Origin of the sequence: Bacteroides sp. 3_2_5 (assembly GCF_000159855.2) — a bacterium.
Classification (GTDB): domain Bacteria; phylum Bacteroidota; class Bacteroidia; order Bacteroidales; family Bacteroidaceae; genus Bacteroides; species Bacteroides fragilis.
Genome location: NZ_JH636044.1, coordinates 1,716,786 through 1,729,702, shown reverse-complemented (window position 1 = coordinate 1,729,702; position 12,917 = coordinate 1,716,786). Strand labels below are relative to the sequence as shown.

General features: G+C 43.9%; 8 protein-coding genes. 3 read left to right on the top strand and 5 right to left on the bottom strand.

Translation table 11 applies throughout. From position 1 onward, the window contains the following. Positions 1-28 precede the first annotated feature (28 nt). The 3 genes from BSHG_RS10935 to nudC all read left to right on the top strand — a co-directional run bounded on the left by BSHG_RS10935 (position 29) and on the right by nudC (position 4,125). Positions 29-1,405 (top strand): FAD-dependent oxidoreductase, encoded by a 1,377-nt coding sequence (locus BSHG_RS10935; protein WP_008659213.1) that lies wholly within the window; start codon positions 29-31, stop codon positions 1,403-1,405. A gap of 316 nt (positions 1,406-1,721) precedes the next feature. Continuing rightward, a complete protein-coding gene (locus BSHG_RS10940) occupies positions 1,722-3,311 on the top strand; it encodes an ABC-F family ATP-binding cassette domain-containing protein (RefSeq protein WP_008659212.1) in 1,590 nt (529 codons plus the stop codon). 31 nt (positions 3,312-3,342) lie between these two features. After that, the gene (gene nudC / locus BSHG_RS10945; protein WP_005800766.1) at positions 3,343-4,125 is read left to right on the top strand and encodes an NAD(+) diphosphatase; all 783 of its coding nucleotides are present in this window, start codon (positions 3,343-3,345) and stop codon (positions 4,123-4,125) included. A gap of 127 nt (positions 4,126-4,252) precedes the next feature. Here the strand turns inward: nudC and BSHG_RS10950 are convergent, their stop codons facing one another. From BSHG_RS10950 to BSHG_RS10970, 5 genes are all read right to left on the bottom strand, one after another. Beyond that, positions 4,253-5,149, bottom strand: a complete 897-nt coding sequence (locus BSHG_RS10950; RefSeq protein WP_008659210.1) for a histidine decarboxylase, pyruvoyl type — start codon at positions 5,147-5,149, stop codon at positions 4,253-4,255. A gap of 529 nt (positions 5,150-5,678) precedes the next feature. Further along, a complete protein-coding gene (locus BSHG_RS10955; protein ID WP_008659207.1) occupies positions 5,679-7,181 on the bottom strand; it encodes a putative Ig domain-containing protein in 1,503 nt (500 codons plus the stop codon). A 114-nt stretch (positions 7,182-7,295) separates the two neighbouring features. Further along, positions 7,296-7,754: a DUF5018-related domain-containing protein gene (locus BSHG_RS10960; protein ID WP_005800770.1), complete on the bottom strand. Its 459-nt coding sequence runs from the start codon at positions 7,752-7,754 to the stop codon at positions 7,296-7,298. Between the two features lie 41 nt (positions 7,755-7,795). After that, positions 7,796-9,493 carry a RagB/SusD family nutrient uptake outer membrane protein gene (locus BSHG_RS10965; protein WP_008659205.1) on the bottom strand — a complete coding sequence of 566 codons (1,698 nt, stop codon included), beginning with the start codon at positions 9,491-9,493 and terminating at the stop codon, positions 7,796-7,798. Between the two features lie 15 nt (positions 9,494-9,508). After that, the gene (locus BSHG_RS10970) at positions 9,509-12,904 is read right to left on the bottom strand and encodes a TonB-dependent receptor (RefSeq protein ID WP_008659202.1); all 3,396 of its coding nucleotides are present in this window, start codon (positions 12,902-12,904) and stop codon (positions 9,509-9,511) included. Positions 12,905-12,917: the final 13 nt, after the last annotated feature.

The window sequence follows — 12,917 nt, the reverse complement described above, 5'->3', positions numbered from 1 at the left end:
AAGATACATCCTAAAAGTAATAAGAATTATGAAACAATATGATGCCATTATTATCGGTTTCGGCAAAGGAGGCAAAACGCTGACTGCCGAATTAGCCAAACGCGGCTGGAAGGTCGCACTGATTGAACGTTCCGCCATGATGTATGGAGGTACTTGTCCCAATATAGCTTGCGTACCCACCAAGCGGCTTATCCACGAAGCCGAAAAGGTGAGTTGGCTCTATCCTACCGATTACGAGAAGCAGGCTGAGGCTTACAAAGCTGCCATAGCACGCAAGAACGAGATGACAGCAGCTTCAAGGGCCAATATGTTCAATAAACTGAGCAGCCTTCCCAACGTGACCATCTATACCGGAATGGCATCGTTCGTTTCAAAGGATGTAGTGAAAGTAACCCTCCCCGACGAAGTGATCGAACTTCAGGGAAAGAAGATTTTCATTAATACCGGCTCTACCAGCATTATACCGGCCATTGACGGGCTGAAAGACAGCAAGCGGGTATATACCAGCACCTCACTGATGGAACTGGACGTATTGCCACGCCATCTGATCATTGTGGGCGGCGGCTACATCGGCCTGGAGTTTGCCTCGATGTACGCAAGCTTCGGCAGTAAAGTGACCGTACTCGAAGGAGGCAATAAGTTTATTGCCCGCGAAGACCGTGATATAGCGGATGCCGTTAAGGAGACACTCGAAAAGAAAGGGATAGAAATCCGCCTCAATGCCCGTGCCCAATCCATACAAGACACAGCCGACGGCGTGACGCTGACTTACACGGATACAGCCGACGGAAACCCCGTCACTATAGAAGGCGACGCCATCCTGGTAGCCACAGGACGCAAACCGATGACCGAAGGTCTGAATCTTCAGGCGGCCGGAGTCGAAGTAGACAGTCACGGAGCTATCGTCGTAAACGGTTATCTGCATACCACTGCCCCGAACATCTGGGCAATGGGTGATGTAAAAGGCGGATTGCAGTTTACTTATATTTCGCTGGATGATTACCGGATTATCCGGGATGACCTTTTCGGCAACAAAGAACGCACGGCCGACGACCGCAATCCGGTGGCATACTCGGTATTTATAGACCCGCCTCTCTCACACGTCGGACTGACTGAGGAAGAAGCCATCAAACGAGGATATTCCTTCAAGGTGTCACGCCTTCCGGCCTCCGCACTGCCGCGTGCACGCACGCTGCAACAGACTGACGGCATACTGAAAGCCATCGTCGACAGCCATTCGGGACGTATTATGGGTTGTACACTGTTCTGTGCCGAATCTTCCGAAGTCATCAATGTGGTAAACATGGCAATGAAGACAGGACAGCATTATACTTTCCTTCGCGATTTCATCTTTACCCATCCGAGTATGGGCGAGGGACTGAACGATTTGTTTTCAATAGATTAGTTTAAAACCTCTGTTTTACACGATTCAGGACAACCTTTTCATTTGGAGAGGGGAGAAATATCCGATTTCTTCCCTCTCTTTTTTGCAGTTACCGGAATATCCTCTATCTTTGCGACCTAATTTCATACTTATACCCATGAGAATATCTAAGTAAGACAACACTTCCGGTAAACATCACTTTTCTCAATATGCTTCTTTTCATTCACTGTTAAGCATCACGAATCCGTGTTGTTCAGCCTCTATTGTGTTTGTCTGTCCCCTCCCTGCTTCCCACAAAATCAACAGCAAGTATTTACTTTCAAAACAATAGACCGTTATGTGTATTCAAGTACAACAAATCACCTATATCCATCCAGACAAAGAAGTTCTCTTCCGGAATCTCAGTTTCACCGTCGGTAAAGGCCGGCAATTGGCCCTGATCGGCAACAATGGGTGCGGCAAATCGACATTGCTGCAAATCATGGCCGGAAAATTACAACCGTCTTCGGGGAACGTGCTCCGCCCCGACGACCTCTATTATGTGCCTCAACACTTCGGGCAATATGATGAAATGAGCATTGCCCAAGCCCTCGGAATAGACCGGAAGCAGAAAGCACTTCATGAAATTTTGAACGGAAATGCCTCCATCGATCATTTCAACATCCTCGATGACGACTGGAATATCGAAGAAAAAGCCTTAGCCGCCCTCAACGGCTGGGGACTCGGAAACAGGTCCCTTTCCGAATCCATGCACACACTGAGCGGTGGAGAAAAGACGCGGGTCTTCCTGGCTGGCCTGGAACTGCAAGAGCCTTCCGCCGTATTGATGGACGAACCGACCAATCACCTTGACAACCAAGGACGCAACCGACTGTACGAATGGGTAAAGAAATGCCGTTCCACCCTGATCGTTGTCAGTCACGACCGCACTCTGCTCAACAGGTTTCCCGAAACCTGTGAACTGAGCCGGAACGCACTTGTGTGTTACGGAGGCAATTACGAATTCTACAAGCAGCAGAAAGAACTGCAACAGAACGCCCTGCAACAACAACTGGACGAGAAAGAAAAAGAACTCCGCCAAATACGAAAACTGGCACGCGAAGTAGCCGAACGAAAAGAAAAGCAGAATATACGGAGCGAAAAAGCAGTGCCTAAAAAAGGCATCTCCCGCATGGCGGTTCACACCCTGAAGGACCGGGCAGAAAAAAGCACCACCAAACTGGCGGACATCCATCAGAATAAGTCAGAGAAACTGACCAGCGAACGTAGCCTGATACGCAACAGGCTGGCCGAAAATACTTTGCTTAAAACCGACTTCCATGCTTCCGCCTTACATACGGGAAAAACATTGCTGACTGCCCATGAAATAAACTTTTCTTATGGAAATTCGCCTTTATGGGAGGTTCCACTCTGCTTTCAACTGAAGAGTGGCGACCGGATACGAATCGAAGGAGACAATGGAAGCGGCAAAACGACTTTATTGAAATTGGTTACGGGTGACCTATTGCCAACATCGGGTACACTGGAACGCGCCGGGTTCAGTTATGTCTATCTGAATCAGGAATATTCCATCATCTGCAACCAGCTGACGGTGCTTCAACAAGCAGAATCATTCAATGTACGTGCCCTGCCGGAGCACGAAATAAAAATCAGGTTGAATCGATTTCTCTTCCCGGCAACGAGCTGGGATCAACCTTGCATCCAACTCAGTGGAGGCGAAAAAATGCGACTCGCTTTCTGCTGCCTGATGATTAGTAACAACACGCCCGACCTCTTTATCCTGGACGAGCCTACCAACAATCTGGATATACAAAGTATCGAAATCATCACAGCTACCGTTCGGAACTATACGGGCAGTGTACTGCTTGTATCACATGATGAATATTTTGTAAAGGAAACCGGCATCAGAAAGAGTATCTTTTTATAATTTTGCACCGTTTAAAAAGAATAATCCCAAAATGATAAATACAGAAACCAACTACCGGTGGTTCATCTTTTACCAAGATCAGTTACTGTTGGAAAAGAACGACAATGCTTTTTCCATCCCCACGGGCAAGAATGCCCCTGTCACCACTTCGGAAGGAATAACTGTACACACCATCACCACGGCAACGGGCATGGTATGCAAAGCTTTCTACACAGACTCTCCGATAGCCGAAACTCCGGAATACGTGCAGATAGGATTGCGCGCTTCTTATGATTACTTGTCGCCGGAACACTATCAGGCCGCAGGCAAGGTTCACGAAATTCTCTACTGGGACCGCAGCAACCGTTTCTGCCCCACTTGTGGAACTCCGCTGGTACAGAAAGAACCCATTATGAAGAAATGCCCGAATTGTGGCAGAGAAATCTATCCGGTCATCTCAACAGCCATCCTGGTATTGGTGCGGAAAGAAGACTCCCTGTTATTGGTACATGCCCGCAACTTTAAAGGTACTTTCAATAGCCTGGTAGCCGGATTCCTCGAAACAGGCGAGACATTGGAAGAGTGTGTGGCAAGGGAAGTAAAAGAAGAAACCGGGCTCGATGTGAAAAACATCCGTTATTTCGGCAGTCAGCCCTGGCCTTATCCGAGCGGACTGATGGTGGGATTTATCGCCGACTACGCCGGTGGTGACATCCACCTGCAAGATGACGAACTCAGCTCCGGGAACTTCTATACCAGGGATCACTTGCCGGAACTTCCCCGCAAACTCAGCCTGGCACGTAAGATGATCGACTGGTGGATCGCACAACAGTAAAAACAGAACAAGCTACGGAAGGTACACCTACCACAAACGAACAACCAGGGACGAATCGAAAAGAAACCCGTCCTCAGGATCATAAACCTGTGTACCTGTCCGTAGCTTGTATTTGATTACAAAACTTCTATTCAAAGATCGTCAACTCTTCCAGCCCCAGCTTCTCTTCCCAGTCACTGATAGTCATCTGGCAAAGATCGGCCGGTTTCATATCGGCAGGAATAGCATTTTGCGCCATATAAACGGCAGGAGTGCACGACAGGGCACAACCTACCTGACCGGGTTCTACAAATGTATATTTATAACCGATGTAAATACGGTCGTAGATCACATCCTGATCTTCACCGCAAAGGGCAATACTGTTGGTCGCTTTGCGAAGTATACCTTCCAGAAAACCGATGGCTTCACCTTCTGTTGTCGAATCGTCTCCATAAGTACCTGCATCCTTTACAAACAGGCAAGCTCCTTTACTACGGTCTTTCAGAATGGCCAGGCCGATTACAGACCATACCCATACAGGACCGCATGCCACAACTTTTCTGCTACCTCCCGGTACGTAAGCTCCCGGAAGCACAGGGAAACGGCGCTCCTTGGCACGGCCGAACAGACGTTCGGTTGCCTCCAGCAACGGACGGATATTATAAACAGGGATGTCCGCTCCTTCGGGTTGCGCCTGCATGTAGATAGGCATCTCTTTCCTTTTGGCAATGTCATCGTGCATCGCCAGGTCAAATCCCCAGATGGCTCCATTCTGTCCGCAAAAAGACGAGGCTTTCATCAGGTTGACTTGCCCGAGATACGCATCGTTCTTCTCACAACGATCCTTCGCTACAATCCTTTCGGTTATTGCATCGAGGTCTTTCACGTCGACTGTGCCGACTGACAATTTCATAGTCGAAATATATCCTTCACCACCCACAACGCCGGGATTTAAATATCCCATGCAAAATTCTTTACTTGGCCCTACAGCCTGACTAATCACATTAGAGGCATCATACCGGATGCCGGACACAAGATCTTTCATACGTTTTTAAGTTTAGATGTTGCAGTAAGAACAATATATCCTCAAGAATGATTGACCCCTACTCCCTAAAGAAAGCAAAAGAAGACGAAGAAGATAAAATGTTAAAAGAGGTGAGGTTACCAATTGGGCAAGTGCAAACAGATATCCCATTAACCTGTCTGTTATTCAAAGAGTACGTTCCACGCAATGATCAGCTTAAAAACCGATAGTTTGTCCTATAGATAATATCACATTAAGATTGAAGCTGATTAAAAAGCAAACAAATCGGGACCATCCGGTTCAAATCGTTCTTTATCATTATGGATCAGGGAAAGGTAAAAAGGAGAAAATGCGCAAGTTGTATTTCTCAACCGACACGGAATTAAAAAGTTTCTGTGAAAGAACTTTTGCACAACTGCTTTCTCCTGCAACGATTTATTTCCGTATTGGACATTCAGCCCTGTTTAGGAAATAAATCGAAAGCAATGGAAAGACAGAATTAAATTTGCGGCATAAGTGCCTGTTAAATATTTAATGAACCAGGATAATTTCAATCTGTTTTACCGAAAATATAGACCTTACATTGATATGGGGCCAGTTTTACTATCAGTTCCTTTGAATCACTACCACTCTTTGTCAAATGGCTGTCCAAACAGTATATCTGCTCGAATGATAAATCGGCAATCGTATTTTCATTCAATATCACAGTTTGCGGAGAGCTTGTCCGGTTAAAGCAAGCCACAGCTTTACGTCCATCTGCCAACGGCTTTACCCAAATATCATAATGATCCGAACGAATGCTGCGTTCTGCCTGCCTACCTAACACATCCTGATTAATGGCTATTAAATCAGGATCCAACAAGATTTTTAATGTACTATCATTCATATTCCGTACATCGTTTCCGGAAAGTAAAGGAGAAGCCATCATACACCACAGGCTAAAATGGGATTTATATTGTTCCTGAGTACATCCTTCCGACTCATAACCAATACTCATACTCTTTCCATCTATTCCGACCACTAACATATCCGGATCATTCCAACCGGATGGACCGGCATATTCACTCAGAGGAGCATTGATTTCAAGGATATTCAATATACCATGTAATCCACCAACACGATTTCCATCTCGATACCAAATGTCACCGATATCTCCTGATACTCTCCATAAATGTCCACCCACTTGCTTCGCCCATTTCCAAGGTTCACGCTGTCCCCACTCACACACTGAATAGACAATCGAACGATTGGTAGCCCGTAGTGCCCTTCCCATTTTCGCATATCGCTCCATGGCTTCTACCCTATCTACAGGAGCATTGCAATAGTCATATTTCAACAAGTCAACTCCCCAAGAGGCAAAATCTTTTGCATCTGTTTCTTCATATCCGTAGCTACCGCAAACGCCGCCACAAGTTTTTTCGGCGGCATCCGAATAAATTCCCAATTTAAACCCACGCTCGTGCAGATAATCAGCTACATATTTTATCCCACGTGGAAACTTAGTTTTATCAATCTGCAGATGTCCGTCAGCCCCCCGTTCCGGCAACTGCCAAAAGTCATCTATATTGATATAGGAATATCCTAAATCACGCATTCCGTTCGTTATCATCGCATCCGCGGTTTGCAAGACCAATTCTTCAGTCAGATGCTGTCCGAAAGTATTCCAACTGTTCCAGCCCATTGGAGGAGTTAATAATAATTCATCACCAATGCGGATGACCAATTGTTTCACACTTACACCTAATGCATTCTCAGCCTTCAGGGTTACAGTATAATCTCCTTTGGAAGTCATGACTCCACTAATAATGCCAGTCTTGGAATCCAATTCCAGTCCTTCGGGGAGTTTTTCCGCACTCCACTGCATCGGTCGCTGACCGGAAGTCGGAATATAAAAGATAAATGGAGTTGAAGGATAATTACCTATGATATGAGGAGAATTGATACGTGGTTTCCCTTCAAATACTTTTAAAACAACATCTCCGGCAAAAACAGAAGGAATGACTGTCCATAAAGCTAAAGAGAGTAAAAATGCAATAAAATAGGGTTTGTTCATAGTTCTTCTTTTATTAATTTCACTAAATAATATAATAACAGATGAAGGAAAATATTCTCAAATATCTTCCTTCATCATTTCAATCAGTAATCCGAATAACCTCAATCGTTATTCTTATTTCACAAAATCCGTAATCTTTATTGTCCACTCTCTTTTCGTACCGTCGGCAGCAGTCACCTGATATTTAAACTCCTTAGCTGAAAAATCGCCAGGACTACCCAACTTAGGCGCTCCGTTTAAGGGCATAATTCTAGCAGCAGTAGAAAGATCTATATAAGCAATAAGATTACTTAATGATACATTTTGCCTGACAGCATCTGTAAAACTGCCACTGGCCGTTGGAACCGTCAGCTTACAGGTAATCAGATTGTCGTCTTTCGAAATTTGTTTTTCAATGTTGAGTGTTTTAACAGCCATCTGATCCTTAGCCTCATCCCACCAACGGTATTCAAAGTTCAAATTAGTAATTTCAGCCTCATTATAGGCCTCTAAATCATCCAATCCTGATTTCAGGCACGATGAAACGGTACCTATTAGAAATAGTAACAAAACAGTATTTATAAGTTTCTTCATATTCGTAATACTTTAATTATTAGACGTCCAGCATTTTTCTACTACCACCCCTCGTTCTGGTCCAGATTTGGATTCAGATCACGTTGTCCTTGAGGTACAGGGAACAAATAATGTTTCTTGGTAAAAGTACGCTCATTATCACTTTGGTAAATGGGTATCGGAATTATCTCAAAAGATTTTCCATCAGGAGCTATTTTCATGAACTTCTGTTCAACTGTCAGTTCCGGAACAACCTCCAGACCGTCGGCCTTACCCCAACGAAGTACACTCCAGTATCGGTCGCCTTCACTGACCAGTTCTATACGGCGTTCACGTTTATACTCTTTCCAGGTATCTTCCAGTGATAAGGATTTTGGCAATTCCGGCAAACCGCCATGAGTTACCCTCGTCCTATTGATATAGTCAATAGCCGTTTCCTTATCACCTTGGCGCAACTTTATTTCCGCATAATTCAGATAAGAGCGTCCCAAACGTAACAAAGTATAATGATAATCCGTTTTTTCCGAGTTCAGCAAACGTTTGGCTTCATAAACGCATTTCCGATAAACATATCCTGATACCGGCATTCCCCAGAATTCTGTCGTTTTAGAAGTATAATAAAGATTACCTCCCTCACGAAGCCACACCCTATTAGCGAAATAAGAACATCCGTCGTAAACGATAGAAGCTTTGAATCGTTTATCACGATTCTTGTAAATAGCATCTTCAACCGTCCCTCCGTCAACCAGGAATTTCTTATAATAAGAAGTCTGGTCCCACTCTTTGGCTTTTCCATCCTCATCAACTACAAGATAATCATTTACCAAATCAACAGAAGGAAATCTTTGCGGCCAACCTGCCATCTCCTCTACCAAGGGATACTTTGCCTGCACATTGGCAATCAATTTAGAGGGATCAATATTAGGTACCAATCTCTGCATCCACGTATCTGAAAAGTTCGTATTTTCAGCACTTCTCCATTGTGCCAGGATTATCTCGCTCGAAGCCAATGAATGATCGTAATCATTGAACATACCGGCGTAGTTACCATCCAGTGAGTATTTGTCCAGTGCAAACAGATCTTCACAGGCCTTTGCCGCTATCCGGTAATACTCCTCCTGTCCATTCTCAATATATGCAGCCCCATGCAAAGCTGCTTCTCCCAACAATGCGTAGGCAACACCGCGTGACAATGCACCGGACGGAGCATCTACAGGCAGATCAGGAGCAGCCTCCCTGAGGTCGTTCAGTATGAAATCATAAGTTTCTTTCACTGTAGCCGTACGAGGGAATTTCATATCCGCTTCCGGATCAATAAGTTCTTTTACTAACATTAGTTTACCGAACAAGCGGGCACGCGTAAAATAAATCATAGCACGTATCGTCTTAGCCTGTGCTATAAAATTAGCCTTTTCCGCATTCGTAAAGGGTGCTTCCGGAACACGTGCCAACACCATATTGCAACGACGGATATCTTCATACTTATTCCATCCGGCATCATAATAACGGTCTATCAATTCTGCATTCACATCCCGCCCATCTTCCATGATAGCTTCATTATCCGTCCAATTGTCTTTCCAAACCATCATATTCGTAGCATTTGCCAACGCAGTATAAATGAATGCTTGTGTCAGGTCAGTACTTTTCCACACATCATTTTCCGAATATTTGTCAAGCGGTCCCTTGTCCAATATATCACTGCAGGAAAAGGCGACCAAGGCAAATAGTATAATTACAAATAAATTCTTTATCTTATTCATATGTATTCCTCCCTATTAAAAACCTATTGTTACACCAATTGAATAAACTCTTTGTACAGGATAGCCGTCGCCGCTGGTACTTGATGTTTCCGGATCGAAAAATTTGCTAACACCTGAAATAGTGAAAAGATTACTACCACTCAGATTCACACGACACGTCTGCAACCAGTCACATTTTTTCAGGTATTTATATTTAAAGTCATAGCTCAACTGCAAATCCTTCAGACGAAGATATGATGCATTCCGCATCCAGAAAGTCGATCCTGCCTTATTATTATTTCCGTTTACACCGGAACTGATCGAAATTCTAGGAAAATCCGCACCTGTATTGTCCGGTCTCCAATAATTCAACTGGTTTTCATAATACAGGTATTTTCCTTCACCTGACTGATAACGATTGCCAAAAGTCATGTAGCGTTCACCTGTCCCATAAAGTAAACCGGACAAAGTGAATCCTTCATAACCCAAAGAAAAATCAAAGGCATAAGTAAAGTGAGGCATTGTCGGCTTTCCGATACGTACCTGGTCTTCACCGTCTATTTTACCATCACCGTTCACATCCGTATAACCAATGTCTCCGAGCTTAGTTTGGGTAGATCCCAATCTTCGGGGAGAGTTCAGGATATCCTCTTTGTTTTGATAAAGTCCTGTATCTATGTATCCCAACCCATAGTAATCGGTCTGATGTGTTTGACGTTTGTAAGGATTCATCAAGTCAGATAATGCTTCATCCGCTTTCACTTTCCACAGGCTATTAAAGTAGGTCATATTGAACCCTACTTCATAAGTGAATTTACGCGGAGTCGTATCTGACCAGCGCATTGTCAACTCCACACCTTCGCGACGTTGTTCGCTATTCGATTTTATTTGTGGTAAAGGTTTACCCAAAGGAGTTGTATAACGGTCTCCCGGACTCATCAAACCACCTTTGGTTACGTAATAGAAATAATCAAAGGTACCTTTCAAGCGATTGTTGAAGAAAGCCATATCCAATCCCAGGTTAAAGGAATTCACCTGATACCAGCTCAGCAGTTCCGGAGACACCAAAGCCCCTTCACTAAATCCTGATTGCAGTTTTCCCCCGATCACTATTTTTTTCTCATCCAGACTATAGGTAGAAAGATAGCCGAAACGATTTACTCCATTTTCCGTACCGGTCTGTCCATAAGAAGCGCGTAGCTTGAGCAAATCGAATACATGTTGATCCCACTCTTTGAAGAAAGGTTCTTCACTGATGGCCCACGCCACCGCTCCGGAGGGGAAGAATCCCCAACGATGTCCTGGAGTGAAGTTATCCGATCCATCGTAACGGAAACTACCTTCCACGATATACCGATTCATAAAGTCATATTTCAAACGGCCTACCAATCCCATACGTCCTCCTTCATCCGAATTGCCGCCATTCTGCTGCGTATCTGCTGCACCGGCAAATAGCTGGTCCACAACCGTAGATAAGTATTCCCCACGATATGCATTAAAATTCCATCCAGTATTTTCTGCAACATTATAAACGAATTTAGCATCAATCGTATGCTTTTCGGCAAAAGTTTTCACATAAGCGGCACTTACTTCGAAATTGTAGGACTCTCCCCAATAGCCTTCTTCATTCAATGTCGGTTTACCTATTGGATATACAGCTCCATCTGCGTAATACTGAGGAGCCTTGGTACTGAATTTCTTCACATGTGAGTCGTTCAGACGATAGTTGAACATAGCACCCAAGGTTAACTCCTTTAACCAAGGCAATGTCCAGTCTGCAGCCACTTGGGTATTTATGAATTTGCCATAGTTCCTGTTATATCCCGAACGCTTGTCCATTTCCGCCAACGGATGGTCGGTAACTGCGGCATAAGTACCATCCTTATTGTAAGCCGGATTCAGCGGAGACTGGTTATAAAGATCTTCCCAGATCTTTGCCGCTGAGAAAGAGGGGTATTCCTTTTTTTCATAAGCTCCGTTCAGATTCAGGCTGACCTTCAAACCAATCTTATCAAAAGTCGTGTTAACATTACTGCGAACTGTATAACGGTCATAGTTCAATGCATTCGAAGTATAGATACTACCTTGATTGAGCATACCCAGAGAAATATAGTAATTCACCTTATTGCCACTTCCACTCAATGATACCGTATGCTTGTATTGAGGAGCAACAGTTTTCAATCCTTCTCCCAGCCAATCTGTATCGGCGTGTCCGGATGTATAAGGATCTGACTGATTTTTAATGATATCCAATACTTCCTGATTAAAAGGTAAATCTGCCTCGTCCAAACCATCATTGATACCGGCAAGCATTTGGTTGTAAGCATAGTCATAACCACGAGTCTTTTTCAGTAATTTGGTAGGTTGGCTGAATTCAGCATTAAACGTATAATTCACCGCTGTCTTTCCCTTACCTCCCTGTTTGGTTTTCACCATCACGATACCATTGGCAGCCCGTGAACCATAAACAGCCAGAGATGCTGCATCCTTTAGAATTGAAAGGCTTTCGATATCATTCGGATTCAACGTATTGAAATCCCAAGCATCGGAAATAACACCATCTATGACATAGACAGGTGCGCCACCGCCACGGATCGAGATGGAAGGGGCAGATCCCGGTTCACCACCTGATGATTGTACAATAACACCTGTTGCACGTCCGGCCAGTGAAGCTGCTACACTATTAAATGGCAAGTCCTGTAGTTTCTCACCTTTCACGGCTGTAACAGCAGACGCCATCTTGCGTGTAGAAGTAGTACCATAACCAATTACAACGACTTCGTCCAACATTTTATTATCCTCAGACAACACCACATGGATCTGTTTTTGCCCGGTCATGGGAACTTTCGTATCCAAATAGCCTATGTAACTGATAGCAAGCACATCCTTTGGAGCAACCTCCAAGATAAAATTACCATCGAGATCAGTAATAGTTCCTTTATCTGTACCTTGTATTTTGACATTCGCTCCAATAATAGCCTCTCCTGTCTTATCGACAACTTTTCCGGTTATCTTTTTAGTTTGCTGTTGCTGAACGGCGGACGAGCTATTGTGAACTTCTTCTACTTTTTTTTCTAATATAATATGCGAGCCTTCCAATTTATATTCAATACCAGTGTTCTGTAATATTTGATCCAATACCTTTGAAACCGTCTGCTTATTTGCCTTAATAGTAACTAGCTTATTTACATTTATCTGACTATTATAAATAAAAAGATAATCCGTCTGACTCTCTATCTCCTCTAGGACCTTATTGAGTCCTACATTATCCACGGCAAAACTAACTCTTGTATTTTGAGAATAGGAATTTCCGGCATATAAAGAAAAAACACATGCCATCAATAGGAACAATGTAATTCTCATAATTCTAAAAAAATGTTTTATTTGGGGATTTTTAGGGTAATATGACCCCGACAAAGTGTTATTTTTCATACCTTTGTATAGA

What these genes read in the sequence shown, in the direction of transcription:
- BSHG_RS10935 (WP_008659213.1), top strand. Translation starts at nt 29, where the DNA reads ATGAAACAATATGATGCCATTATTATCGGTTTCGGCAAAGGAGGCAAA.
- BSHG_RS10940 (WP_008659212.1), top strand. Translation starts at nt 1,722, where the DNA reads ATGTGTATTCAAGTACAACAAATCACCTATATCCATCCAGACAAAGAA.
- nudC (WP_005800766.1), top strand. Translation starts at nt 3,343, where the DNA reads ATGATAAATACAGAAACCAACTACCGGTGGTTCATCTTTTACCAAGAT.
- BSHG_RS10950 (WP_008659210.1), bottom strand. Translation starts at nt 5,149, where the DNA reads ATGAAAGATCTTGTGTCCGGCATCCGGTATGATGCCTCTAATGTGATT.
- BSHG_RS10955 (WP_008659207.1), bottom strand. Translation starts at nt 7,181, where the DNA reads ATGAACAAACCCTATTTTATTGCATTTTTACTCTCTTTAGCTTTATGG.
- BSHG_RS10960 (WP_005800770.1), bottom strand. Translation starts at nt 7,754, where the DNA reads ATGAAGAAACTTATAAATACTGTTTTGTTACTATTTCTAATAGGTACC.
- BSHG_RS10965 (WP_008659205.1), bottom strand. Translation starts at nt 9,493, where the DNA reads ATGAATAAGATAAAGAATTTATTTGTAATTATACTATTTGCCTTGGTC.
- BSHG_RS10970 (WP_008659202.1), bottom strand. Translation starts at nt 12,904, where the DNA reads ATGAAAAATAACACTTTGTCGGGGTCATATTACCCTAAAAATCCCCAA.